General features: G+C 63.0%; 19 protein-coding genes, 1 tRNA gene and 3 pseudogenes. 12 read left to right on the top strand and 11 right to left on the bottom strand.

Annotation, left to right across the window (positions count from 1 at the left end; genetic code table 11):
- The first annotated feature begins 57 nt into the window (after positions 1-57).
- Positions 58-2,820, top strand: a complete 2,763-nt coding sequence (locus tag WDJ58_RS23000; RefSeq protein ID WP_338917939.1) for a cation-translocating P-type ATPase — start codon at positions 58-60, stop codon at positions 2,818-2,820.
- 229 nt (positions 2,821-3,049) lie between these two features.
- Here the strand turns inward: WDJ58_RS23000 and WDJ58_RS22995 are convergent, their stop codons facing one another.
- Entirely contained in the window at positions 3,050-3,418 is a 369-nt protein-coding gene (locus WDJ58_RS22995; RefSeq protein ID WP_338917938.1) for a hypothetical protein, read from the bottom strand.
- Between the two features lie 259 nt (positions 3,419-3,677).
- The gene (locus WDJ58_RS22990; RefSeq protein WP_338917937.1) at positions 3,678-4,148 is read right to left on the bottom strand and encodes a universal stress protein; all 471 of its coding nucleotides are present in this window, start codon (positions 4,146-4,148) and stop codon (positions 3,678-3,680) included.
- 654 nt (positions 4,149-4,802) lie between these two features.
- Between WDJ58_RS22990 and WDJ58_RS22985 the strand changes: the two genes are divergently transcribed.
- From WDJ58_RS22985 to WDJ58_RS22970, 5 genes and pseudogenes are all read left to right on the top strand, one after another.
- A complete protein-coding gene (locus WDJ58_RS22985; RefSeq protein WP_338917936.1) occupies positions 4,803-5,708 on the top strand; it encodes an N-acyl homoserine lactonase family protein in 906 nt (301 codons plus the stop codon).
- 330 nt (positions 5,709-6,038) lie between these two features.
- Positions 6,039-7,196: a thiolase domain-containing protein gene (locus WDJ58_RS22980; RefSeq protein ID WP_338917935.1), complete on the top strand. Its 1,158-nt coding sequence runs from the start codon at positions 6,039-6,041 to the stop codon at positions 7,194-7,196.
- Between the two features lie 2 nt (positions 7,197-7,198).
- Positions 7,199-7,297: pseudogene (locus tag WDJ58_RS26450) on the top strand (hypothetical protein); the annotation flags it as partial.
- 131 nt (positions 7,298-7,428) lie between these two features.
- Positions 7,429-7,578: pseudogene (locus tag WDJ58_RS22975) on the top strand (hypothetical protein); the annotation flags it as partial.
- Between the two features lie 5 nt (positions 7,579-7,583).
- Positions 7,584-9,695 carry an acetate--CoA ligase family protein gene (locus WDJ58_RS22970; protein ID WP_338918384.1) on the top strand — a complete coding sequence of 704 codons (2,112 nt, stop codon included), beginning with the start codon at positions 7,584-7,586 and terminating at the stop codon, positions 9,693-9,695.
- 153 nt (positions 9,696-9,848) lie between these two features.
- Here WDJ58_RS22970 and WDJ58_RS22965 read toward each other — a convergent pair whose 3' ends face one another.
- Both WDJ58_RS22965 and WDJ58_RS22960 read right to left on the bottom strand, forming a co-directional pair.
- A complete protein-coding gene (locus tag WDJ58_RS22965; protein WP_338918383.1) occupies positions 9,849-10,754 on the bottom strand; it encodes a hypothetical protein in 906 nt (301 codons plus the stop codon).
- 416 nt (positions 10,755-11,170) lie between these two features.
- Complete coding sequence (locus tag WDJ58_RS22960) at positions 11,171-11,899, bottom strand: SDR family NAD(P)-dependent oxidoreductase (protein WP_338917934.1); 729 nt, start codon at positions 11,897-11,899, stop codon at positions 11,171-11,173.
- 166 nt (positions 11,900-12,065) lie between these two features.
- Here WDJ58_RS22960 and phaC point away from each other — a divergent pair, with 166 nt between their 5' ends.
- Both phaC and WDJ58_RS22950 read left to right on the top strand, forming a co-directional pair.
- On the top strand, positions 12,066-13,697 hold the full coding sequence (gene phaC, locus WDJ58_RS22955; protein WP_380661754.1) for a class III poly(R)-hydroxyalkanoic acid synthase subunit PhaC: 1,632 nt from the start codon (positions 12,066-12,068) through the stop codon (positions 13,695-13,697).
- The gene (locus WDJ58_RS22950) at positions 13,661-13,909 is read left to right on the top strand and encodes a helix-hairpin-helix domain-containing protein (RefSeq protein ID WP_338918381.1); all 249 of its coding nucleotides are present in this window, start codon (positions 13,661-13,663) and stop codon (positions 13,907-13,909) included. Before phaC ends, WDJ58_RS22950 begins: the two co-directional genes overlap by 37 nt.
- Positions 13,910-13,923: 14 nt before the next feature.
- Here WDJ58_RS22950 and WDJ58_RS22945 read toward each other — a convergent pair whose 3' ends face one another.
- Together WDJ58_RS22945 and WDJ58_RS22940 are read right to left on the bottom strand one after the other, a co-directional pair.
- The gene (locus WDJ58_RS22945) at positions 13,924-14,556 is read right to left on the bottom strand and encodes a TVP38/TMEM64 family protein (RefSeq protein WP_338918380.1); all 633 of its coding nucleotides are present in this window, start codon (positions 14,554-14,556) and stop codon (positions 13,924-13,926) included.
- A 1,218-nt stretch (positions 14,557-15,774) separates the two neighbouring features.
- On the bottom strand, positions 15,775-16,683 hold the full coding sequence (locus WDJ58_RS22940; protein WP_338917933.1) for a mechanosensitive ion channel family protein: 909 nt from the start codon (positions 16,681-16,683) through the stop codon (positions 15,775-15,777).
- A gap of 44 nt (positions 16,684-16,727) precedes the next feature.
- Between WDJ58_RS22940 and WDJ58_RS22935 the strand changes: the two genes are divergently transcribed.
- The gene (locus tag WDJ58_RS22935; RefSeq protein ID WP_338917932.1) at positions 16,728-16,946 is read left to right on the top strand and encodes a hypothetical protein; all 219 of its coding nucleotides are present in this window, start codon (positions 16,728-16,730) and stop codon (positions 16,944-16,946) included.
- A 228-nt stretch (positions 16,947-17,174) separates the two neighbouring features.
- Here the strand turns inward: WDJ58_RS22935 and WDJ58_RS22930 are convergent, their stop codons facing one another.
- From WDJ58_RS22930 to WDJ58_RS22920, 3 genes are all read right to left on the bottom strand, one after another.
- Positions 17,175-17,417: a YgaP family membrane protein gene (locus tag WDJ58_RS22930; protein ID WP_338917931.1), complete on the bottom strand. Its 243-nt coding sequence runs from the start codon at positions 17,415-17,417 to the stop codon at positions 17,175-17,177.
- Between the two features lie 536 nt (positions 17,418-17,953).
- Positions 17,954-18,037: transfer RNA gene (locus tag WDJ58_RS22925), tRNA-Ser, on the bottom strand.
- Between the two features lie 120 nt (positions 18,038-18,157).
- A complete protein-coding gene (locus WDJ58_RS22920; RefSeq protein ID WP_338917930.1) occupies positions 18,158-18,616 on the bottom strand; it encodes a DUF2267 domain-containing protein in 459 nt (152 codons plus the stop codon).
- A 436-nt stretch (positions 18,617-19,052) separates the two neighbouring features.
- Here WDJ58_RS22920 and WDJ58_RS22915 point away from each other — a divergent pair, with 436 nt between their 5' ends.
- The gene (locus tag WDJ58_RS22915; protein ID WP_338918410.1) at positions 19,053-19,430 is read left to right on the top strand and encodes a DUF7557 family protein; all 378 of its coding nucleotides are present in this window, start codon (positions 19,053-19,055) and stop codon (positions 19,428-19,430) included.
- 107 nt (positions 19,431-19,537) lie between these two features.
- Positions 19,538-19,768: a DUF5828 family protein gene (locus WDJ58_RS22910; RefSeq protein ID WP_338917929.1), complete on the top strand. Its 231-nt coding sequence runs from the start codon at positions 19,538-19,540 to the stop codon at positions 19,766-19,768.
- 197 nt (positions 19,769-19,965) lie between these two features.
- Here the strand turns inward: WDJ58_RS22910 and WDJ58_RS22905 are convergent, their stop codons facing one another.
- On the bottom strand, positions 19,966-20,895 hold the full coding sequence (locus WDJ58_RS22905; protein WP_338917928.1) for a lysylphosphatidylglycerol synthase transmembrane domain-containing protein: 930 nt from the start codon (positions 20,893-20,895) through the stop codon (positions 19,966-19,968).
- A 609-nt stretch (positions 20,896-21,504) separates the two neighbouring features.
- On the opposite strand from WDJ58_RS22905, the pseudogene WDJ58_RS22900 reads away from it, so the two are divergent.
- Positions 21,505-22,454: pseudogene (locus WDJ58_RS22900) on the top strand (transcription initiation factor IIB); the annotation flags it as partial.
- Between the two features lie 623 nt (positions 22,455-23,077).
- On the opposite strand, the gene WDJ58_RS22895 reads toward WDJ58_RS22900, so the two are convergent.
- On the bottom strand, positions 23,078-25,042 hold the full coding sequence (locus WDJ58_RS22895) for an archaea-specific SMC-related protein (protein WP_338918379.1): 1,965 nt from the start codon (positions 25,040-25,042) through the stop codon (positions 23,078-23,080).
- Positions 25,043-25,105: the final 63 nt, after the last annotated feature.

The raw sequence follows: 25,105 nt of genomic DNA, 5'->3' as shown, positions 1-25,105 counted from the left end.
GATGATAAGACGGGGACTCGATACGTCGAACGCGCTCTCGCTTTCGTCCCCCGGGCAATGAGTACGACGGCGTCCTCCGAGCAGCCAGGAGGAGAGGGAGCGCGAGACGGGGACGTCGGATCGACTGCCTGGCACAGTCTGGCACCCGAGGACGTGTTCGAACGGGTGGACACGGACGAAGGGGGACTCACGTCTGAGGAGGCCGAGCGTCGACTTGAGGAATACGGTCCGAACGAGATCCGTCGAGAGGAGGAGATCTCCGCCGTGAAGATCTTCCTCTCGCAGTTCCAGGACTTCCTCATCTATATTCTCGTCCTCGCAGCACTCCTCTCGCTGGGCGTCGGCCTGTTCCCGGGATTCGAACCCCACTATACCGACGCCGCGCTCATCCTCCTGATCCTCCTCGCGAACGGCGTCTTCGGGTTCGTTCAGGACTATCAGGCCGAGAAATCCATCGAGGCACTGCGGGAGATGTCCTCGCCCGAGGCGACGGTACTGCGGGACGGCGAGAAGGTCTCCATCGATGCGACCGGGATCGTCCCAGGGGACGTCGTGGTCCTCGAACAGGGCGACGCGGTTCCCGCCGACGCCCGACTCGTCGAGGGCAATAGTCTCGAGACGAACGAGTCCGCGCTCACCGGCGAGAGCACGAACGTCCAAAAATCGGTCGAGGCTGTCGACGAGGACGCGCCACTGGCGGACCGGACCGACATGGTCTACATGAACACCTCGGCCGTCAGGGGCGGGGGAACCGCTGTCGTGGTCGAAACGGGCATGGATACGGAGGTCGGCAGCATCGCCACCCAGATACAGGAGGCGGAGGACGAACGGACGCCGTTCCAGAAGGAGGTCGATCAGCTCGGGAAACAGATCGGCTACGGCGTCATCGCCCTCATCGCGCTCGTCGCCGTGGTCCAGTTTCTGCTCACGGCGGCGAGCCCGCTGACGATCCTCCTCGTCGGAGTGACGCTCGCCGTCGCGGCCGTCCCCGAGGGCCTCCCCGCGGTCGTCACGTTCACGCTGGCACTCGGTTCGCGGCGACTGGTCGACCGGAACGCGCTCGTCAGGCGGCTCCCCGTCGTCGAGAGCCTGGGGTCTGTCGACGTCATCGTGACGGACAAGACCGGGACGCTCACGGAGAACCGGATGACCGTCACGCGGATCTACACGTCGGGTGAGACGTACACCGTAACCGGATCGGGGACGGAACCAGAGGGCGAGTTCCAGTTAAACGACGAGTCGATCGATCCGGGCCAGTTAGAACCCGTCCTCCGGTGTGGCGCGGTCTGCAACAACGCCGAACGCGCCCCCGAATCCGAGGAGAAGGAGTACCTGGGCGATCCGACCGAAGCGGCCCTCCTCGTCTCCGCGGAGAAGGCCGGGCTCGACTACGACCACGACCGTCGCCGCGAGATCCCGTTCTCCTCCGAACGCAAGCGCATGACCGTCGTCGTCGAGGAGGACCCCACCACCGCGTACATGAAGGGCGCTCCCGAGGTGGTGCTCGACCACTGCGACCGCGTCCTCGAAGACGGGGAGGTTTCGGAGCTCACCGACGAGAAGCGCGAGGCGATCCTCGAGACAAACGAGACCTTCGCGGGCGACGCGCTTCGTGTCCTCGGGTTCGCGTCGAAAGAGGTCGGCGACCCGGACGCGAGCGAGGAGGAGATCGAGAACGGGATGGTCTTCCTCGGACTCCAGGGGATGCTCGATCCGCCGCGCGAGGAGGTCCCGGACGCCGTCGCGGACTGCCGGAGCGCGGGGATCAGGGTCGTCATGGTGACCGGCGACAACGCCGAGACGGCAAAGGCCATCGGCGAGGAGGTCGGGTTCGACTCGGAGGGGGCCATGACCGGGCAGGAGGTCGAGCCGCTCTCCGAGGAAGAACTCCGGGAGGCCGTCGAGGACGTCGAGGTGTTCGCTCGTGTCAATCCGGACCACAAGGTCCGGATCCTCGAGGCGCTCCAGGCCAACGAGCACAACGTGGCGATGACGGGCGACGGCGTCAACGATGCGCCGGCGCTCCGGAACGCCGACGTGGGCATCTCGATGGGGATCCGCGGGACGGACGTCGCCCAGCAGGCCAGCGACATGGTCCTCCAGGACGACAACTTCGCGACGATCCGCGACGCCATCGCCGAGGGCCGGGGCATCTTCGACAACATCCGGAAGTTCGTGAACTACCTCCTCTCGGCCAACGCCGGCGAGGTGCTCGTGGTGTTCGTCGGCGTCCTCGTCGGGACGTTCCTGTTCCCGGAGCTCTTCGCGGAGCAGTCCGAGGCACTGATCCTCACGCCGGTCATGCTCCTCTGGATCAACCTGGTGACCGACGGGCTCCCGGCGCTGGCGCTCGGTGCCGATCCGAAGACCGAGAACATCCTCGACCGACCGCCACGGGGTTCGGACGAGCCGGTCATCAACCGACAGATGATGGCTTCGATCGCGGTGATCGGTCTCGTCATGACGGTCACCGGGCTCGCGCTGTTCTTCTACGGCCTGCTGACGGTCACGACCCTGATCCGCGCCCAGACGCTGCTGTTCACGTTCCTCGTCGTCGTCGAGGTGGTGCGGATCCAGGTGATCCGGGCGCGGTATGACCTCTCGATCCTCTCGAACAGGTGGTTGATCGGGTCGATCGGGATCACGCTCTTGTTGCAGTTACTCGTGCTCTACACGCCGCTCAACGAGTTCTTCGCGGTTCGACCGCTCTCGGTGGACGAGTGGACCTGGATCGGCGCCGCGTTCGTCGGCTTCCTCGTGTTGAACCTCGGTACGAGCGAGGTCCTCGACCGGGTGTTCGCGCCCCCCGACGCCGAGTGACGTCTCTCGGCCTCCGGACGGCGAAACGGTCTCCACGAGGAATGCAGTCGGTACGACGGAAGCTTCCTTACCGACCGATCATCGGAACCCGGCCCCCCCGTGTACGGGTTCTGTACTCGTCGTGTTTCGACCCATTCGATGGGAGATACACGCCCTCCGTTCGGAGCGTCCGGACGATCCACTGACGGGCTCTCAGGGCGGGTCGGATCCGGGGACCCCTCGCCGACCCCTACTCGCCGAGTTCGTTCTCCTGGAGGTTGGTGAGGCGGGTACGGGCGTCCGACTCGACGTCTCCGAGGCTTTCGACCTGACCCAACCGGGCGTCGGCGTTGTCCACTGCCTGCTTCGATAGCTTGTGGTTCGGAGTCACCACGGGGAGTTTCAGTTGGCCGAACGTCTCCGGGAGTCCGTCCGAATCGGTCTCGCCGACGGTAACGAGGAAGTGATGCCTGATGTGTCGCTTCTGGCCCCGTGTCAGGTCGTCCCACTCGCTCGTTTCGGACATCCCCGTATGTCCGCTCGTGAGATCGGCGAGCGTGGGTTCGCTCCACGGCTGGTGCGAGACTCCGTCGTACTCGAGACGGTTGAGTTTCGCCATGGTACCGGTTCAACGCGGATCTTTCAAAAGTCTCCGTAGTCGTTCCCATCCCGTTGGATTTCCCTTCGCACGGAGGTAGGTCGCTCATCCGTTCGCCACTCGAGTGTGCGTCGAGTACCCGACTGCCCCAGTCCCGCCAGACCTCCGGTACGGGTGCTGTAACGTATCTCCGCTATCTACGTCCGACGAGTCGAAGCGCAGAGTCGATCCCGTCCGTTCGGCTCACATCCGCCGGACGACCCTCGACTCGCGCGCCCGTTCACCTGACGACCATGACCGGGACCGACGCTCGTCTGACCACCGTCTCGGCGACGCTCCCGAGGAGATAGCGCTCCGCGCCGGTCCGGCAGTGACTGCCCAAGACGATGCGATCGATGTCGTGCTCGTCGGCGTACTCGACGATGACGTCGTCGGGGTCGCCGAACTCGTGGACGGTTTCGACGGCGTGGTCGTACTCCCCGGCCACCTCGCGAGCACGCTCGAATACCTCCTCGGCGCGTGCTTCGGCCCGCTCGTGCCACTCCTCCCAGTACTCGGGCGTCACCGAGCCGGGTGGGGCGCCGTCGCCGAACTTCGGCCGCATCACGTCGATGATGCTGAGTCCCGATCCGATGGGATCCATGACGTGCAGTACCACGATCCCGGCATCGTGGTAATCCGTCAAGGCGACTTCCAGGGCTTTCATCGAGAGGGGCGAACCTTCGGTCGGCACAAGCACTCTGGTCGGCATACGATAACGCGAGACGTGTAGCCGCAAATATACATCGCCGTCCCGGTCGACCGCCGCGGGATCGTCTCGTCCCGATGGTCGGTAACCGGCGCTCGAGCGCACCGTTCTCGTCGACAGCATCGGAGGAGGGTACCGATCGGTCCGAGAACCGATCCGGCCTCGCCCGTGGGGACGGTCCCCCGGCTCGAGATGGTCTCTCGAGCCAGGGCTGCTCCGATCGGGTTCCACCGAGCAGGAATCGTTTCGGTGCCTTTCGCTCGCGGGCCGCGTGGAGAGGCCGTCAACACCACTCGGTGTCGATCGCGTCGGAGATCGGGTTCGAGTTCCTCGCGCAGTCCCCGCTGGCGTACCTGCTTTCCCAACGGCAACTCGCCCCGTCCGAAACCATGAGAACGAGTTCGGACTCGCCGTCGACCCGAGGAAGGAAAACGAGAACCTCCTCCGGGATCGTCGTCCGTGATCGTTCCGTCGGTGCGATCGGGGACGTCCACAGCGATGCGCCGCCCCCTTCACTCCGGGGTCTCGACGTTCGACCCTCGCCAGGCGAGAAGGGGAGTTCCGCACACGTATAGTCGATCGGTAACATCCCAGTGATCGAGAAGTATCCGAAGCGATACCTCCCCTGGAGCCCCGTGATCGAACGGGTTGATCCCCATGGGACTCGAAATAAAGGTACTAGACACAGGTGACATCACGCTCGAGTCGAGCTTCCTCGTCCTGGGTCGGGAGCTCGGTCAGGACGTCCCCGCGCCGACCAACGCGTTCCTGATCGAGGGCGGCGAGGAACCCGTACTCGTCGACACGGGATTCCGCGAGGAGGACATCATGCAGCGGCTTGGGATGCAGGGCTACCGGCCGCCGGAGATGAGACTCGAGAACCAACTCGGACAGCACGGGTACGACTTCGAGGACATCGGGTGGATCCTTCACACCCACATGCACATCGATCACGGGGGCCAGGACGATCAGTTCCCGATGAGCACGACGGTGGCACTCAACCGCCGGGAGATGGAGTACTCCGTCTCGGGGATCATGGGCAAGCAGTACCCACCCGAGGACGTCAAACACCTCGTCGATCGGTTACACGAGGACGAAGCGCTCGCGCTGCTCGACCTCGACGACGGCCCGGAGACGATCATCCCGGGCGTCACGTGCCACGCGGCCGGCGGTCACACGGAGGGGTCGATGAACGTGCACGTCGAAACCGACGAAGGGACGGCCGTCATCTGCGGCGACGTCATCTACGATATCCACGATCAGGTTCAGGAGCCTCACCCGCCCGCCAACTCGGGGCGCGTCGGCGTCAAGGAGCCGGCACCGACGGGGAACCACGGGACGAGCAAACGACAGGAGAAGACCGCGGTCAAGCAGGCGCTCTACGAGGGCGAGTTCGTCCTGCCGGTACACGACCGTCCTGCACGGACGAACGAACGCGGTGAAGTCGTGTCACGTCTCTACAACGAAGTGCCCGGTACGGAATACGATCCCGAAGAGATCAGCCTTCCCGAGTTCATGTTCAGCGAGCACAGCACCCTCGTTGACAATCCCGGTCCGCCGTAATCGGCTCCGCAATCCTTTCTCATCGATAGACGGTGTGTGGCGCACGACCGGACGAGAAGCGCTGCGCCGGTCATCCAGATCCGTGGGGAGAGTGCATCCATGACGGAGACACGAATATCGTCCTCGCCGAGGGCCACACCGAGCGCACCAGTTGGGCATACCCGGCGATCGCCCACGATAGGCATGAGTGATACGAACCCTGCCTCGATCGCTGATCGGAAGAAAGACCTCACGTCAGCCGTGTCCGATCGAAGCGCGACGATAGTCGATTCCTGTCGAACGGGAACGACCGGTGATGTTAATCCCCGGGTTACGGTACCGGGGCACGAGATGGGAGCGATAATCGCAAGCGTAGCGAGTACGAAGTACGACCAACACCCGGAGTCCTCGTCGCGGGAGCTGTTCGGCGAGGCGGCCGCCGAGGCGTTCGAAGGGACCCCTCTCTTCCCCGGTGACGTAGACGCCGTCTACGTCGGGAACTTCATGGGCGACCTCATCGAGGACCAGGGGCACATGGGACCGCTCCTGGCGGACCACGTCGGCGCCCGCGAGGCGGCCTCGGTCAGGATCGAGAGCGCCTGTGCGTCCGGAGGTGCGACCATCCGGCAGGCCGTGTCGGCCATCGAATCGGGGGCTGCCGACGTGGTGCTCGCGGGCGGGGTCGAACTCATGTCCGTCGCCGATATCGAGCACGTGACCGACGCGCTGGCCAACGCGGCCGACGATGTCTACGAGAACGAGCAGGGGCTGACCTTCCCCGGGATCTACGCGCTCATGGCCCGCCGCTACATGCACGAGTTCGATGCGACGAACGGGGATCTCGCCGCCGTCTCGGTCAAGAACCACAACAACGCAGTCGAGAACCCCCTCGCACAGTTCCAAGAGGAACTGACCACCGAGGAGGTCCTGGAATCGAAACCGATCGCCACGCCGCTCGTCCTCTACGACGCGTGTCCGGTCTCCGACGGGGCCAGCGCCGTCGTCATGGTGAGCGACGAGTTCGCAGCGGAGAACGACCTCGACACGTCGGCGAGCGTTCTCGGGACGGGTCAGTCGAGCGACGCCGTGGCACTCCAGGACCGGGCGTCTATCACCCGGACGCCGGCGGCCGAGCGCGCGGCCCGGGCGGCCTACCGCGATGCCGACGTCACGCCCGACGAGGTCGACGTGGTGGAGGTCCACGACTGCTTCACCATCGCGGAGGTCCTGGCGATCGAGGCGCTGGGGTTCTACGAGCGGGGCGAGGGGACACGGGGGGCAGTCGAGGGAGAGACGGCGGTCGATGGCACACTCCCGGTCAACACGTCGGGCGGCCTCCTCGGGAAGGGCCATCCGGTGGGCGCGACCGGGATCGGCCAAGTCGTCGAACTGACGAAACAGCTCGAGGGACGGCATCCGAACCAGGTCGACGACGCCGAGATCGCCCTCGCACACAACGTCGGCGGGAGCGGTGCGAGCACCACCGTGACGGTCCTCGGAGGTGCGTGAGTATGCCTGCATGGTTCGACGACTTCACGGACGCCATCGCATCGGGCGACGGGCAGTACCTCGTCTGCGAGGCGTGCGGGGAGGCGACGCTCCCACCCCGTCAGATCTGTCCCGACTGCGGGTCGACCGAGTTGACGCGGGAAGCGCTCTCGGACCGGGGTGAGGTCCTGTCGTTCACCGAGATCTCGGTCACGACCCCGAAGTTCCACGGGGAGACCCCTACACCGTCCTCCTCGTCGAGTTGGCTGAGGGGATACAACTCACGGGCCAACTCCGGGAGGCGACCGCGGAGGACATTGCCATCGGCGACGAGGTGCTTCTCGACACCGAACCGCGCGATGAGGGAGCGCCGCTCCTCACGTTCCGTCCGGCGGAGGCGTGAGCGCCGTGTCCGACCTCTCGACGCTGTTCGCGCCGGAGCAAGTTGCGGTCATCGGGGCGACCGATCGCGAGGGCTCGGTCGGCCGGGCACTGATGGAGAACCTCTCGTCGTTCGAGGGAGAGGTGCTCGCGGTCAACCCGAACCGCGAGACGGTATTCGGCGAGAGGTGTTATCCAGGGATCGACGCCGTCCCGGACACGTCGTCGATAGACCTGGCCATCGTCGTCGTGCCTGCCTCTGAGGCGGTCGACGTCCTCCGGGGGGCCGGCGAAACCGGCATCGGGACCGTCGTCGTCATCACGGCGGGATTCAGCGAGACCGGCGACCGAGGTCGGCAACGGGAGGCGGAACTGATCGAGGTCGCCGAGGAGTACGACCTCGACCTGGTCGGGCCGAACTGCGTCGGCGTCATCAACACGTCCAACGGGCTGAACGCGACGTTCGCCCGGGGATGTCCCCCGGAGGGGAACGTCTCGCTGATGAGCCAGTCGGGGGCGTTCATCGCCGCGGTGTTGGGCTGGGCGGCCCAGCACGGGGTCGGGTTCAGACACGTGGTCTCGCTGGGCAACGAGGCCGTCCTCGACGAGGTCGACTTCCTCGCCGAGTGGGGCAAGGACCCGGACACGGACGTCATCCTCGCGTATCTCGAGGACATCGACGACGGAGAGGCGTTCATCGAGACGGCCCGGGAGGTGACGAGGGACACCCCACTCGTGGTCATCAAGTCCGGCCGGACCGAGGCAGGCGCCGAGGCCGCAGCCTCACACACCGGCTCTATCGCCGGCAGCGACCAGGCCTACCAGGCCGGACTCGGCCAGGCGGGGGCGCTCAGGGCGATGAACATCCAGGAGGTGTTCGACTTCGGGCAGGTCCTCGCCGGGCAACCGCTCCTCGACCGCGACGACGTGGCGGTCGTCACGAACGGCGGGGGGCCGGGCGTGCTGGCGACCGACGCCATCGGCGAATCGCGGCTGACCGTTGCCGAGTTCGACGAGGACCTGCGCGCCGAACTCGTGGAGCTACTCCCGAAGGAGGCCGACCCGACCAACCCGCTCGATATCATCGGCGATGCGGACCTCGACCGGTTCCGGCAGGCGCTCGATATCGTCCTGGGCGCCGAGACGGTGGGCGGTGCCGTCGTCCTCTCGATCCCGACGGCCCTCTTCGAGTTCGACGAGCTGGCCGAGGCTATCGGAGATCTGCAGGAACGGCACGGGAAGCCGGTGGTGGCGTGTCTGATGGGCGGCGAGGAGGCGGACCGGGCGGCCGAAGAACTGGCGTCGTACGGTATCCCCAACTACTTCGACCCCGCCCGGGCGGTCCCGAGCCTCACCGCGCTCGCCAACTACCGGGACGTCAGGGAGCGAGAGTACGGATCGCCGACCGAGTTCGACGTCGACCGGGAGCGGGCGCACGAGATACTCGCTGAGGCGGTCGACCGCGGGGTCGACTACCTCGGCGTCGAGGCGATGGACCTGCTCGACGCGTACGGGATCCCCACGCCGGCGAGTGGCCTCGCCGAGAGCGCCCCGGAGGCCGAGTCGATCGCCGAGGAGATCGGCGGGCCGGTCGTCATGAAGATCGTCAGCCCGGACATCGTCCACAAGTCCGATGTTGGCGGCGTCGAGGTCGGTGTTCCGCTCGAGGACGTCCGAGAGACCTTCCAGGCGATCCGCGAGCGGGCGACCGATCACGACCCCGAGGCGACGATCCTCGGTGTGCACGTCGAGGCACTCGTCGATCCGGACGAGAGTACGGAGACGATCGTCGGCGCGAAGCGGGACTCCCAGTTCGGCCACCTCGTGATGTTCGGGCTCGGCGGAATCTTCGTCCAGATCTTCGAGGACACGTCGTTCCGGGTGGCACCGGTCACCGAGCGCGAGGCCCGCGAGATGACCGAGGAGATCCAGGCCGCTCCGATGCTCCGCGGTGCACGGGGCCGGGCGCCGGCGGACCTCGACGCCGTCGTCGAGACGATCCAGCGGATCTCCCAGCTCGTGACCGACTTCCCCGCGATCGAAGAACTCGACGTCAATCCGCTCGTCGTCTCTCCCGACAGCGTGTACGCGATCGACCTGCGCCTGACCATCGATCCGGAGGCGTTGTCGACCTCCTGATCGTCCGTCAAGTCGGGTCCGTTACTCCGGTCCAATCGCTCCCGGAGTTCGAATCGATCGAATCCCTACATCGGGTTCTCTTGTTCCATCCGATCCAACCCCGGGGCAGTCCTCAGCAGCACAACGTATCGACAGCAGCATCTGGCGCCAGCATCAGGCCGACAACGCCTCGTTCAAGCGGGCCTCCAACTCGAGGATGTCATCGCGAAGTTCTTCGGCATCCGCCCCTTCGATCTCCTCGAGTCGGTCCGCGAGGTCCTGCAGTCTGGAATACTTCGCCTCCTCCTCGACGTGGATCTTCTGGACGCAGTCCTGCTCTTCGATATCGTACACTTCGTCCTCATCGAGGTCGGTCACGGCCAACACGACGTCGAGCCTGTCGCGATCTACTCCGAGCACCCACTCGCGGGGAATACTGCGCTCGTCCAGGGCGTCAAATACCGCCTCGTCGTCCTTCGGCTGCCGGCGCTCGCGGGTCGTTCGACGTATCGTCCCGAACCTGCCGTGTAATTCCTGATCCGAACTGAGGCGGGCCAGAAGCGACTCCCGAGCGGTCTGTCGGAGGCGGTCCGCCTCGTGTTGTACATCCGAGAGGAGGACGTACAGGTCGGTCAATGAGTCTGTCTCGAGCCGCTCGGGATCGCCAGCATCCAGCGACTCGAGTAGGTCCGCCAGCAAGATTGCGTCATCGTAGAGACGCTCGGGGTGCGTGCGGGCCTCTGCCGGCGAGATGAGGTATGGACTCCCGCCGCCCATCTCGGGGTCGGAGAAGTAGACGATGTCGTCGTCCTCGACGCCATAGTCGGCCAGCGGCGTCAGGATCGTGGCGTACGGCTCGACGCCGTGTGGGAGTTCGGCAACGGCGAGTCGGTGTTCCTCCAGACGGTCGGCGAGGATCCCGAACTGTTCCCGCCTGAGCACGCGCTCCTCGCCGCTATCGTCGAAGCGGATCCGGAGACGATCGGGTGAGATCTCGGTGACTCGAAACGGCCGGCTAGAACGCGGCGTTACCAGCTCGGTCCCGGGTTCGAGAGCCACACACCGATCCTGGATAGCGATCCAGAATTCTGGTTGGTGTTCATTGTACCTGACCTATGGGTGTGGCTTGAAAAAGCGTGCGCCCGAGATAGCCAGGGACCTCAACCCGAGGACAGCAGCGAACTGCGTTCCCTTTCTCTGTCTTGCCCGGTCGCTCCGTCAGTCAGTGTGCCTCTCCTCCGGCGCGTGGAATACGAACCCCGGACTATCGACGGTCGGAGGACTACTGGCGTGATGACTACCGGTGGGGCTCCGGTGAGGCGGCGAAGCGATATTTTACCTGTGTGCGTCACACGGGGCGAGTTTCGGGGATCCGAGCTCCCGCTCGACCGTTACTCCTCGAGTCTCTGTCGTCGGCGTGCGGGATTGTCTATCGAGAACCAGAGGAGATTCCCTCCGGAACCGGGCCTGAGACGGCTGTGGGTCGGGAACATCGGTCAGTGCGCGGTCCACCCACCGTCGACGGGGACGTTCGCCCCGGTCATGTAGGAGGCCTTCTCCGAGGCGAGGAACGCGATCACGGGGGCGATCTCCTCGGGCTGGGCCGGGCGGTCCATCGGCGTGTTCGCCTCAAGGAAACTGTAGAACCGCTCTGACTCCAGCAACTCTTCCGTCATCGGCGTGTCGACGAAGCCCGGGCAGACACTGTTGACGCGGATGCCTTCGTCGGCGTAGTCGATCGCCACCTGCTGGGTGAGGTTGACGACGCCCCCCTTGGCCGCCGAGTAGGAGGCCGCGCCCTTTCCGCCCACCAGCCCGTAGATCGAAGCCGTGTTGATAATACATCCGTCCGATTCGTCCAAGTGCGGGAGGGAGGCCTTCATCCCGTACATCACCCCGCTGAGGTCCACCTCGACGACCCGATGCCACTCCTCCAGTTCCATCTCTTCGATACTGGTCTCGCTGCCGATCCCGGCGTTGTTCACCATGACGTCGAGCCTCCCGTGCTCCTGGACGGTGGACTCGACAAGTTCATCGACCTGGTCGTACTCGCTCACGTCCGTGCGGACAAACTCACAGCCCAGTTCCTCGGCGACGGCGGTTCCACGGTCCTCGTCGATGTCCGCGATCACGACCTCCGCACCCTCCGCGATGAACTCCGCAGCGGTGGCCCGGCCGATCCCCGACGCACCGCCGGTGATGATGGCGACCTTGCTGTCTAGCATGGTACGTAGGCGTGGATCCTCGGCTGAAATCAATCGATTCCTGGTACCCATTTCATGAGAACCGAAGGAGGATATACCCTCACCGGGGACCGAGTCTCGCGGAGAAGTCGAATGCTACGAGAGCTCGACTGTGGACACCCGAGTGAGCGAAGCGAGGTCCGATCCTATGACCGACAATAGTTGGGAGCCGACGAAGTCAAACCCAGTCACGAATACGGCGGCCATTCAACGCGAGGTAATGAAGACGGCCGCTGACGTGATTCGGAAGTCGGCTATCGCTGACGACCGCCTGACCTCGATGGCATCGGTAGACGTCGGTGAGACTCCCAGTGAGGTCGTCTACACGGAAAACAAGCTGGAGCTCCTGCACTACGAACCGTTGACCGAGTCACAGCACGACGTCCCCATCCTCGTCGTGTACGCCCTGATCAACAAACCCTTCATACTGGACCTCCAGCCCGATCGTTCAGTCGTCCGTCGTCTGCTGGAGGCAGGTCACGACGTGTATCTGATCGACTGGGGAGAACCGTCACGGCTGGACGTATCGCTCGGCATCTACGACTACGTCGAACGCTACATCGACAACTGTGTGGACGTCGTTCGCGACCGTTCGGGGCAGGACGCGATCAACGTACTCGGCTACTGCATGGGGGGGACGCTGTCGACCATCTACGCCGCGCTCCACCCCGAGAAGGTCAAAACGCTCGGGCTGATGGCGACGGGCCTCTACTTCGAGGACAGCGGCGGAATCCTCGAGCTGTGGGGTGACGGGGCGTACTATGACTCTCGCGGTGTGACCGAGATGTTTGGGACCGTTCCAGCGGAATTCCTCGCTATCGGGTTCGCGCTGATGGATCCCATCGCGAACTACCTCACGAAGTACGTCCACCTGTACGACCGACTCGAGAACGAGGATTTCGTCGAGAACTTCGCCCGGATGGAGCGCTGGCTCTCCGACGGGGTCGACGTTGCCAGCGAAGTCTACGTCCAATTCTTGGAGGATATCTATCAGAGCAATTGTCTCTACAGAAACGAACTGGAGGTCGGCGGCGAACACGTCGATATTATGAATCTCGACATGCCGGTGTTACAGATCGTCGGCGAGTACGACAACCTCGTGCCGAATGAGGCGAGTCTAGCGTTCAACGATGTGATCCCCGCCGACGTGACGGTCATTCAGTATCCGACAGGGCACGTCGGCCTGTCGATGTCCGACACCGTCCACCGTGACGTTTGGCCAGAGGTCGCCGAGTGGTTCTTCGAGCAGTCGGGAGCGCCCTCGCTCGCGGACGTCATCGGCGAGGGCATCGAAGAGGTGCTCGGCTACGATGTCGAAACGGACGTGACTGTCGGGGGCGCGGACGAAGTAGAGGTCCGGATCGCCGGCGAATCCGGTCACATCGATCACGGGATCGTCCAGCGCGACGTTGAGTCGATCCGACGGTTCGTTGAGGATGCACTGGGCGTCGATATCCGGATCAGTGAAGGGTCCGACGGCATCGTCGTCCAGGTACAGGGCGATGAGACGGCCGGCAGGGTAGTCGTTATGGGAATCGCCGCGGCCATCAGCGAGGAGATCGAGGAGGCAATCGAGGACGCCGACCTCGCGGCCGCGGTCGAACTGGAGGACGTTGAGGGGATTGGACCCACCTACGCGGGTCGACTGCGCGAGGCAGGGATCGAGGACGTCATGTCGCTCGCCACCACTGAGCCGGAGACCGTCGCCGCGGCCGCCGAGGCGACCCGCGATCAAGCTCAAGACTGGGTGGAGTCGGCACGCGATCTGGCCGAGGGGTAGAGCGGTCGGGCGAGTCCGGTCGACATTTCGAAACCGTCGATGGTATCGGCCCGACCTACGCCGAACGGCTCCGGCAAGGGGGTATCCGCAGGATCGTGGACCTCGCGGATTCGGACGTCGACGCGGTTACCGACGCTGCCGGGGTGAGTGTTGAGGAGGCCACCGAATGGGGCGACCGAACCACCACGATCGAACGAACCGCCGACGACTGACCGAGCCGTGTGTTCTATGGTTCGCTCGAGAACAGACGGACGATCCGGTCACGGTTCAGGTATCCGAGCACGGCCAGGATTGAGAGAGCGACGGTCAGCGCGATCGCGGCCGTGCCCCGGCCGGTGCCGAGGAAGTCACCGACGACGTTCGCGAGGAAGAACGCCGGCGTTCGACCGATCACCGCGAGAAAAATGAGCTGTCGGAGCGGGATCTCGGTCAGCCCGCCGGCGAAACAGAGCACGTCGTCCGGAAGGCCGGGGACGAGGAACAGGAGAAAAAGCGTCGCCCGGCCGTAGTCGTCGCTGATCGCGTCGAACGATGCGAGCGCCTCCTCGTGGACGATGTTCTCCACGTATGCCCGGCCGAACCGTCGAGACAGCCAGAACGCGATGGAACTCCCGATGGCGATCCCGATCATGTTGTAGAGGGTACCCCACCACGCGCCGAAGAGATAGCCGGCGACGACCGCCAGGACCTGTCCGGGGATCGGCGCCAGAACGACCTGCAGTATCTGGAGGACCACCAGAACGAGCGGCGCCCAGAACCCGTACTGTCGGATGATCGACCGTAGCGCGTCGGCGTCGGCTAGGAACGTGAAGTGCTGTCGGACGACGACCGTCACGGCGACGAGGGCGACGACAGCCACGAGCAAGTGAGTCGCAAACCGTCGTCGACTCCGGGCCGACGAGAATACCTGTACCTCGCTGCTCCGAGTTCGCCCTCCACCGAGAGCTGTATCCATCCCGTCTCCGTTCACCATGATGGGATCCGGTTGTTATAGTCTCAGGAGTCCAGACATCCGCGACGACTCGTCTCTCCGCTTGCCCGCCTTGCGACCGATGAGGGCCCGGCGTCCGGCGGTCAGAGGCCTAATTCCTCCGTGTGCCGGTCGAGCACCGTCTTTAGCGTGACATTCTTCTCCTCGAGTTCGTATCGGACTCGCACGACGGGGATGTCTACGTCGATCAACCGGGCGAGGTCGTGGGGAGTCGGTTCGTCGCCCAATCCGACCGCCCAGTCCAGCTCGTCTGACTCGTGGTAACCGGCGCTCGGGTTCGAAGGTCCAGAGACCGGACCGATACAAGACGGTGACCCGATCGATCTCTCGAGACAGTTCTACACAGATAACTATAAAATTCACCAGGCATATGAAAAATCACCGAGTCGTGACTTGGGACCGATACTGAACCCCTGACGGATCGGAGCTGGCGTTTCGCACCGACGAACAATCCCGGGAAGCCGATCTGATCGCACTGGCTGATTCGAGATAGAAAGCTATCTCCCGAGTGACGACGAATTAGAGACTCACCGCTTCCGAGTTGTCCGACGCGTGAGGTCTACCCCTTTCAACGGCCTATCGGAAACTCGAACGACTCTCCGATATATTGCTTATTGAATGCCCCGACTCTCGGCTTGTGGCAAACATCTCGGCCGGTACTGTTGTACCGTCGATCGGATAGACGTCCACATGTCCGGGGAAGGCAACGATTTCATCAATGTCAACATATCGCATTGGTCGAAACCGTGACCAACTCTAAGCCAATAGCGGAAATTAGTCTGGGAGGTGCGGGAGTACGACACGCGGCACAGTCTCTTTCTCGGTCTCACCAAGCGGCTCTCTGAAGCCGATCTGGCTCGGGAGGTAGTATTCTATTAACTATACGTTCGGCGCGGCTCGATGGAGAGATCAGGCTATGGGTGAGAACACCGGGATCGATAGCCAGAACGGTGTGGTCTTTCCTTCGACCGGGACTCGGCAGGGAGGACTCTTCATGAGTGAACGTCTGGATGGGATCGGAGTTTGCCAGAACTGCCGGGCAGGGATCCGACCGAGGGACGTGCTTTCCCGTCGCTCGACTCCGCGTCACTCATCGACAAGCGACGCCTGTCCGGGTGCCGCGTGGGTCTCGATGTTCCCCGAGAGCTCGCGTTGCGGGTACGGCATCTCGATGCCCTCCTCGGCGAATCGCTCGCTTACCCGCTCGATGAACTCCGACCGGATGCGGAGGACGTTCGCCCGCGCTGGGTCGTCGATCCAGAACCGGGCCATCAGCACGAGCGCCGAGTCACCCAGTTCCTCGACCCGGACGGTCGCTCGTGGCCGGTCGCGGATTTCCTTGTGCTCGCGGGCGACGTCGATGATGACCCCCTCCGCGTGGGCGACAGTGTCCTCGTAACTGACCGGAAGTTCCTGGGCAATACGGAGCGCGTCCTTCGCGCCGGGATTTACGACAGCGTTCGCCGTGAGCTCCGAGTTCGGAACCGTGATGAGCTCGTTGTTGAACGTGTGGACGCGGGTGACGCGGAAACTGACGTCCTCGATGATCCCCTGCCTGTCCTTCCAGATGATCCAGTCACCGATGTGGAACTTCGGGTCGGTCACGATAAACGCGCCGCTCACCAGGTTACTGAGGACGTCCCGGGAGGCGAAGCCGATAGCGAGGGTCGCTGCTGCCGAGAGGGCCGTGATCGTCGTCGGCGTCGTGGCCAGTCCCGACAACGGAACCGCCAGGTAGAGGGAGAACAACGCGAAGGCGGCGTTCGTGATCTTGATGAACGGATGGGTGACCGTCTCGGAGATCGGCACGACCGGTTCCAGTCGCTGGAGCGCCGGGACAACCAGCAGCCGTCCAGGGAGGTACACTACCAAGAGGATCCCGGTGAAGAGGCCGGCCGCCTGCGCGGCATCGAACAGGCGTGTGAGGAGGTCACCGAGCGCCGACGTGACCAGCCCACCGAACGTCAGGGGAGCACCATATCCCCGGAGTGTCACTCCGAGGGTATTAACTTCGGAGGCCGCGTCCGAGCCAGTAATAAATGCCACTTGGAAACGACGCGTTCGATCGACTCGCGCACGCCCTCTCGGAGACAGATTTCGACGCGGTCGAACGAGACGGTCTCCGAGCGGAGTGGACCACCGACGGGACCGAGGTAACCGTCCGCGACCTCCAGGAAGGGACGGAGGTCGTCTACAACGCGGACGACCTCGTCATCGCGACGTCCGATCGCGAGCTCAACGACGCCCGGGAGCCGTGATTTCGGGCACGGTGAAAGCGGACACTCGGTGTTTACTCTTTCTTGACAAGAGCTCGCCCGTCAGTCCCGAGTCGTGGTTCGGCCACCCAATCGATGGGCATCGGATCCGGTCCTCCCGATGAGCGACAACCCTGACGTGATACCACTGGAAACGGGCATCCTGCGGATATGTGAAAGTCGCGCTTAGTACATGGAGAGCGGATCAAACAGATGGTAGTTGGGCCCGGGTCAGCGACTGCGGGACTCGTAGGTGTTCATCCCCAGCACGCTGTTGATCGGGCACTTCTGGATGTATCCAGTCGCGAGCAAAATCGCTCCGATCAGGACGAGCATCAACGCCAGAAGAGCCTGTGGGACGGGTCCTACAGCGACTCGCAACATACCGGCGTAGCCAGCGATTCCCGCCACGAGGAATACTGCACCGACCACGAACCGCCCGATTCGATCGTAACCGCCAACGTTCTTATCCATGATGTCTCCACCAGTACACATCATGGTGCGTCATAAACAAAAGCTCGTAAGATGGATCCCAGTTGAGGAGAAGAATCCCTGTGTGTGGCAGCCGTTCGGTCTGTTATTACTCGCCCGCGTACCCCGGGTCGGCCGTCCGAACGGCGGGAATCCTGATTCACTAGCGGGGTTCGTGCGGGATTCGACTGAACCTCTCAGCAAGGCTAAAAGACCGGTACGTACGCCGTCTCCGTGACGTGATGAAAGAATCCGGTACCAAGGATTCCAGGCGGGGACAACGACTTCATCAGTCCGAGGTCGGCAGATTGGCAAGACTCGGAGCATTGCCGACAGCGTCGTGATCGGAGCTCGTGGATACGACCTCGGTATACGCGTCCCGAAATGTGAGTATCGCGTTTCGTAAGAGTAGTCGTGGCGATATCGACAGGATTCTGGGCCGGCCGAGAGACGGTCGCTCCCTTTGCTCGTGTGCGTTGTACAGGGTGGCTCGGTCAAAATGTCGATCGTTTGCTGGTCGTATTTCACTCCTCGGAGAACGGTGGGAGTGGGATTCGAACCCACGAGGCCTCTCGGCCACCTGCTTTCCAGGCAGGCACATTCGTCCACTCTGCCATCCCACCTATTGTGACGTACGGTGCCCGTTGAGTGGGGTTTATCGTTTCGTCCTTAGTCGCCGTCGACGACCGCTGCAGGTTCGACGTACAGCGCTGGGGGTCACTCTGAGGGCTGCCCCGTCGTCTCTATCCCTCAGTCTGTGGCCCGCCACCGGTCTGTGCCTCCTGAGCGTCGCCCCAGCCACCGGCGTCGACGACCTCGAACAGTTTCCGCCAGTTCTCGTCGTCTTCGCTCTCCGGGAGTTGGTCCCGGAGCTGCTGGAAGTCCGACGGCGGGACCAGCGTCCTCACGAGGTCGATGATGACCTGGGCGTGATACGCGGCATCCGACCTGTCTACGTGCTCGATCTCGGCGACCCGTGTTACGAACTCCGACCAGTCGAACCGCTGGCCGTGCTCGTGAACCGCGCCGGTCAGGTACCACTTAATCTCCATCGGGAGCGAGGCGGCGAGGTCTTCGGCGTTTCCGTCCTGGATCCGCTGTCCCAGTGTCATCAGCGTCGCCCGAATCGCCCGCATCGTCTCGCCGGTAGCCGGCAGTTCGAGTCGGTGCTGGACCGTCCCTGTGAACTCGTCGAAATCCATGCCATTCGACCCTTCCCGCGACGGTAGCATCAATCATCGCGCCTATTCCTGCGGTGTGGGAAAGAGACTACAGCACGTCGTGGCGATTCGGGTGCCATCCCGGAGGGCGTCGCCGGGCTGGAAGTCAGTTAGCCACGCGTTCTCCTTCTCCTGCTCATCCGAACGGGGCTTGAGGTGGCCAGGTACAGTCCGAAGTTCTCCAATCAGTCACGCCTGAAAGCGAGGGGCCAGTCGGGTCTCTCGTCCATCCCCATCCTGGATAGCGAATCCGGGTCGGAACTCCGCCGGAGCTCGGGCGACCGGTTTATTCGCCGACGGTTTCCGGTATTCGAACACCGCAATGTCGTCCGAAGAATCGCCCCGAGGAGATTCCTGGGTGTGACTATACTGGTCGAGTTTACGATCTCGACGGAGCGCTTCGAACTCGGGAGCTACATTGCTGGTGGCAACGGACTCTCTGCTGAACTCGAGCGGATCGTCCCAACGCAGAGCCGGGCCACCATACGTCTGGGTCACGGGATCGCCGACCGCGCTCGAGGCGCTAACCGAAACGCTCCGAGAAAGCGATAAGATATCGTCGGTCTCGACCCTCGACGAGTTCGAGGGCGAAGCGCCGGACACCGTCCAGCAGCTCTATCGCATCGAGTGGATCCTCGGCAAACTCGACATTATCAGGGGGATCATCGAGGCCAACGGGGCTGTTCTCGAGGGATACAGTGAGGAGGACCACTGGTTCCACGAGGAGTTCATCACGGAGTTAGTTTCCATCTACGAGACGGAAGGGGAATTCCTCCAGGAAGGATACTCGGAGTGAGTCACCGTTCGAGATGACCGTCCGTTATGGAAGAACGCGTCTCCGGCTTTCTTGTCCACGGATGATGGGATGAGGTCGTCGCTCACGGTGAGCGGATCGCCCGAGCGTTGCGAGAGAGCGACATCGATGCGGACGCACTCGCCGAGTGTGACGACTGGCGGCCGAAAGCTCACGAAGCACTTGGTGAGGAAGTGAGCGAGAAGACCGTCGAACAGACTCGCATCGAAGAAGGTGCTGGCGAACAGGCCGGACAGGCAGCCGAAGAGGATATCGAACGGGTCCTCGAATCGATCGAGAAGGTCGAAGGGGATGGGCCCGAAGACATGCTCGAAAAGTGAGAGGGCGCCATCGAGCATGGGCTTCGTGTGATCGACACGACCCAGGCCGGGCCGAGGTGCCATCCCAGCGACGTCGGAGTCGCCCTTCCCGTCAAGGTAGGCCGTCGATCAACGAGCCAGGAGAACGGGGAGCGCGGTTCCACCGAGGACGATTGGAACCCAGTGTGTGCCGAGTCGAAACACGAGAACGCCCGCCGTCACGGCTGCGAGTGAACCGCCCGTTGTTGACGCAAGGAGCAGCACGAGTAGAGGTTCCAGTCCACCGACACCGCCGGGGAGGGGACGAGTTCGACGACGGTCACCAGGGGGACGGCGAAGAGAGTGACACCGGGCGGAATAACCACGCCGACAGCGTAGAGCGAAAGCCAGAGGGCGAGCGACAGGAACGCCCACCCGGTAACCGCGAGCAGGAGGACGAGCACGAGTGCTCGTCGATGAGTCGCGACCGTTTCTAGTTGCTCGAGAAGCGTATCCATGCGCCACTGGAGCTCGTGTCGCTCCTGGGCTTCGATACCCGGGACGATCCGCCCGAGCATCCGTGTCGTCCTTGCGATCGCTGTGACGACCGCGCTGCCGAGCAGCTGTCGATGTTGCCAGGAGAGGTAACTGACAAGCGTCAGGAGCACCAAGCCCGCAATGAGGGGGATCATAATAGTCCCAATGATATCCCCCGCGGCGGCGGTCGCCACGACGTAGAGGAGGCCAACGATGGCAAAAAGGGGTGCTGGGACGAAATTGAGGAAATCGACCGTGATGACGATAGCGAGGCTTCGTTCGTACTCCACATCGAACGTCTCGGCGAGTATCCCCGCAGCGATAGGGTCCGCAGCGACCGTCGAAAAGGGTGTAATGTTGTCCCAGAACATCATGCTGGTATATGCGAGGAACGTCCGAACGGGCGGGTCGGGTAGATCGAGGACTCGGAGGACGATGCGTAACGATCCGCTCCACACGCCGATCCAGCACAGGACGACGCCCGAGAGGACACCGACCACCACGGGATCGACTGCGCCCAGAACCGCGAGTATATCCGCCACGCCGACGATATAGAGAAGCGCAGAGAGGAGAACGATCGCGAGGACGAAACTAACGAGAGTCGCTCTCGTCTGCGGTTTCCGTGAACCCATCTGCTCGAGAGTCCGCATCGTCGGGTATCAACTGTACTGATATGACATCGGCGACTCGCACCACGTTACCTCGGACACCTCCCGTTTACCTGCCGGACCGAGGACTATCTGACCGGACGAATTGGCTTCTGTCGTGTTCGGGCGCACGTATCGCGAATAGCGAATGACGGCCCGAACTAAGCCGTGCCCCCGTCCCGTATCTCGGCCATCTTCAGGCAGTTCTTGCACCCGTGAACCTCGTTTCGATTGTCACCGAACACCCGGGCGAATCCGGGCGTGACGAACGAACCGCAGTTCTTGCATTCCGGCATGGGGAGTCACGGGACCCTATCTCCGGCTGTTGACTCGGGTCGTACGGTTACCGCCATCCCATGAAGTTTGACGATAGAGTTATAAAGGGGAATCGACTCGAGCCTCCACGTCGATGAGTCGCCCGGTTGTGAAAGAGTTCCGCCCACAACAGCTTGACTCCGGTATTCCACGGGCTCTTTGCTGTTTCCAGGATCGCCGGAGGCTCTTGTGAGTAAGAGTTATACATTTATAGTACTTATCTTACGTTAGTATTAGGGTGGGGAAGCTCCAGGTCCCCTTTCCCAAACTGGTATCCCAATGAGTGAGACCACACTTCGAGCATACAGTAACGAGTCACTGGATACGGAATCGACCGAAGATTCGCGGGTTTCGAGTCGAGCGTCGACGTGTCCCGAGTGTGGCGGACAGCTAGAGTCCAACGCCGACCGCACCGAGACGGTCTGCGCCCAGTGTGGGCTGGTCGTCGACGAGGCCGAGGTCGATCCCAGCCCGGAGTGGCGCGCGTTCACCCCGGAGGAGAGAGACGAGAAGAGCCGCGTCGGGGCCCCGACGACGAATCTCATGCACGACAAAGGGCTCTCGAGCGTAATCGACTGGCAGGACAAGGACGCCCACGGAAACGCGCTTAGTTCGCGGCACCGCCGGAAGATGCAGCGACTTCGGACGTGGGACGAACGCTTCCGCACACGCGACCACAAGGAGCGCAACCTCAAGCAGGCCCTCGCGGAGATCGAACGGATGGGTAGTGCCCTCGGGCTCCCGAAGGACGTGCGCGAGACCGCTTCGGTCATCTACCGACGCGAGCTCGACGAGGACCTCCTGCCGGGTCGATCGATCGAGGGCGTCGCGACCGCCGCGATCTACGCCGCGGCCCGGCAAATGAACCGACCGCGCAGCATCGACGAAGTCGCTACCGTCAGCCGCATCGGTGAGATGGAGTTCAAACGTACCTACCGGTATATCAACCGGGAGATCGGGCTCGCGGTCGAGCCCGCGGACCCGCTCCGGTTCGTCGACCGAATCGTCGACGATCTGAAGTGGGAGACGAAACCCGCTATCACGCCCGCGAACTCCTCCACGAGGCGAAAGGGACGGGCGTGTTCAACGGGAAGAGCCCGGTCGGGCTGGCCGCAGCAGCGATCTACGCCGCCGGGCAACTCACCGGCGAAAAGCCCTCACAGAAGGCGGTCAGTGTCGTGACTATCCGCAACCGATACCAAGAGCTGTTAGAGGTCGCAGACGCATCCGAGAAGTGGTCTCTCCCCAACCGAGGTCACTTCCTCTCGACTAAACCGTCGTACAGTTATCCCATTCGACTATCCCAGTTGCAGGGAACTCGGGATACAGATTCACTGGAGGTGATCCAGTGATTGACGGAACTAGTGCCGTCAAACTCCGATACATCACATCCGAAAAATTACCTAATAATGGTTGTATTTCACGGGGTGGTCGATCCGGATTCGTGGCATCCCAACTCAACGTAAACGTCAGCAGAAGAGTCGAACGTCGGGTCACACCTACCGTTAGACAGACCGATTCCTGCGCAAATGTCCGTCGACTGTCGGTGCTCCGCTCCGTCGAACGAACTGGCCTTCATGACCAGTTCGTGCGAGGTGGCCGATGCCCTCTTGACCACATGTGGCCGGACGGGAGGATCATCTCGTGTTCCCCGGAGCGAGCGACTGTACGCTCTTCTTCAGCAACCGTACGGAGCAGGGGTTTGCCACTCAAAACGAACGGAACCGGCCCCGGGAGATCCGATCCGATTCAGACCGGCGTTTCCCTGGCTTGATACGGGTTGGCGCCGACTCCGAAGCAGTACCGATGCGCGAGCTCCGTTCGAATGGATCCCGCCGGTAGAATAGCCGGGTCAGATGTCGGTCACTCGGTGGTGCTCGATGGTGATTTCGGACGCGTCTTCCGGGAGGAGGGCGACCACTAGGTAGTCCGCATACCCGCTGAAGTATCCGATGAGCGCATCCAAGCGGTTCGCGTCAATCGATTCCAGCGAATCCAGGAGTACGAACGGGAGTTCCTCGTTGACCTCGTGGACAAGGTAGCCCGCGAGCGCGAAAACTAACCCAACTACCTCTCGTTCACTCTCCGACAGATGGTCGACGGTGTCTTCATACGCCGCTCCCGATTCGCCCTTCCGTACGACGTGGAGGTCAAATCGACTGTCTGACGTCGATCGGCGGCTCTTGCTCCTCTCGCTGTTCCGGCGCTCGATCCAGACGCGCTCAAGATCATTGTACTCGAGGATCTCGAGGAGTGTCTCCATGTGGTCGTTGAACTGCGAGACCGCGTCTCGCTCCATCTTGTCGACCTTTGTCCGGAGTTCTTCGAGTTCGGCTTGGATATCCTGACGCCGGTTCTCGAGTTCCGATTCTTGTATCAACTGTGACTCGATATCTTCGATCTCATCGCTTATCTCCTCCAGTTGAGTACTCAACCGACCGATCTCGAACTCGATTTCATTGGCTTCACTGTGCAGTTCGAGCAGCTCGTCGTCATCGTCAGTCCGAAGTTCGTCCGCGCGGGACTCTAACTTCCTCACTCGGCGCTCGGCGGTCTCGTGTTCCTCGGTCAACCGCTCGAGACGACCTTCACGTTCGTCGGCCTCCTCTTCGAGGCGTTCGATACGCTCCTTGAGTTCCTGTCGACGATCGCGCTGCGACACCAGTTCTCGTCGGCGTGTACGAAGCTCGTCGAGGTCCGAGGTGAGGTCACTCCGTTCCTGCTGTTTCTCTCGGCTCGTCGACCGCAATCGGTCGAGCATCGACTCGATGCGGTTCCGTTCGACCTCGGTCCCGCAGGTCCAGCAGACCCGTTCGTCCGCGACGAGTTGGTCGGTAATCGAGCCGGTGTCACCATCATCGGCGGGACCGTCCTCGATCGACCGGAGCGTTTCCCGGAGGTCGTTCTCGCCGTCGAGCACCTCCTCGTTGAACCGAATGAGGTTCTGAAGTCCGTTGACGGTCGAATCGAGTTCGCGTTTCCGGTCGGTTAGCGCCTCTATCCGCTCCTCTACGACCGCGATCTCCGACTCTACCTCGTCGAGTTCGTCCAGTTCCTCGCGGGCCGCCTCGATCGAGTCTCGGGTCGACGTGAGGCTCTCCCGTTCGGATTCTATCTTGAACCGAATGTCCTCGAGTGTCGAACGGGCATCCCGGAGGGCACCCAACGTCGATTCGAACGTCTTCTGCTCTTTACGCGTCTCCTCGACGCTCGTGTCGGCCGCCTCGATGGTCGCTTCGATGTCATCCAGCTCGGCCCGCTTCTCCTCGAGCTCGTCTTCCAGTTCCGCACGTCGGGATCGCAGCTCGACGAGTCGGTCGCGGGCGCCTTCGAGATCGTCCAGCCGGGTTTCGAGGTCGCGTTTCTTCGCCTCCAGCCGTTCGATCTCGGCTCGGATCGATTCGACGTCGACCGGCTCCATCATGACCTCACGGAGCCCATCCGCCCGGACGACGCTTTGCCGTGCTTCGTTGTCCTCGAGGAGGAAGGCGAACAGGTTCGCGGCTGTGGACTCCTCGAGGTAGGGATCGCCGTCGAGCTGGATACGTGACCCCGACCCGTCGCGCCGTAGCGTCCGGGTATAGGTCTGGTCGCCGAGCGTGAGTTTGACTGACCCCTGTTCGGTGTCACTCTTGAGCGACACTCTGTCGCTGCCGAGTGCCGCCATCAGTGCTCGAAGGAACGACGTCCGGTTAGTCGCGTTCCGACCGGTCAGCACGTTCACACCCGGTCGGAGGGAGACCGACGTGTCAATGATCCCTCCGATATTAACGACATCGACCTCCGCCGATGCGTTCGTCACCTCCGGCGACGACATCTCCGACATACGAACTCGAAGGTCGGTGTGAAACGCTATATACGTCACGACCGTCTCAAAACA

Source organism: Salinirubellus litoreus (assembly GCF_037335815.1).
In the GTDB taxonomy this organism is placed as follows: domain Archaea; phylum Halobacteriota; class Halobacteria; order Halobacteriales; family Haloarculaceae; genus Salinirubellus; species Salinirubellus litoreus.
This window is presented reverse-complemented; position numbering and strand designations above follow the sequence as displayed.

Bases quoted from the DNA above. Each gene is read 5' to 3' on its own strand.
- WDJ58_RS23000 (WP_338917939.1), top strand. From the start codon at position 58: ATGAGTACGACGGCGTCCTCCGAGCAGCCAGGAGGAGAGGGAGCGCGA.
- WDJ58_RS22995 (WP_338917938.1), bottom strand. From the start codon at position 3,418: ATGGCGAAACTCAACCGTCTCGAGTACGACGGAGTCTCGCACCAGCCG.
- WDJ58_RS22990 (WP_338917937.1), bottom strand. From the start codon at position 4,148: ATGCCGACCAGAGTGCTTGTGCCGACCGAAGGTTCGCCCCTCTCGATG.
- WDJ58_RS22985 (WP_338917936.1), top strand. From the start codon at position 4,803: ATGGGACTCGAAATAAAGGTACTAGACACAGGTGACATCACGCTCGAG.
- WDJ58_RS22980 (WP_338917935.1), top strand. From the start codon at position 6,039: ATGGGAGCGATAATCGCAAGCGTAGCGAGTACGAAGTACGACCAACAC.
- WDJ58_RS22960 (WP_338917934.1), bottom strand. From the start codon at position 11,899: ATGCTAGACAGCAAGGTCGCCATCATCACCGGCGGTGCGTCGGGGATC.
- phaC (WP_380661754.1), top strand. From the start codon at position 12,066: ATGACCGACAATAGTTGGGAGCCGACGAAGTCAAACCCAGTCACGAAT.
- WDJ58_RS22935 (WP_338917932.1), top strand. From the start codon at position 16,728: ATGCCACTTGGAAACGACGCGTTCGATCGACTCGCGCACGCCCTCTCG.
- WDJ58_RS22930 (WP_338917931.1), bottom strand. From the start codon at position 17,417: ATGGATAAGAACGTTGGCGGTTACGATCGAATCGGGCGGTTCGTGGTC.
- WDJ58_RS22920 (WP_338917930.1), bottom strand. From the start codon at position 18,616: ATGGATTTCGACGAGTTCACAGGGACGGTCCAGCACCGACTCGAACTG.
- WDJ58_RS22905 (WP_338917928.1), bottom strand. From the start codon at position 20,895: ATGGGTTCACGGAAACCGCAGACGAGAGCGACTCTCGTTAGTTTCGTC.
- WDJ58_RS22895 (WP_338918379.1), bottom strand. From the start codon at position 25,042: ATGTCGTCGCCGGAGGTGACGAACGCATCGGCGGAGGTCGATGTCGTT.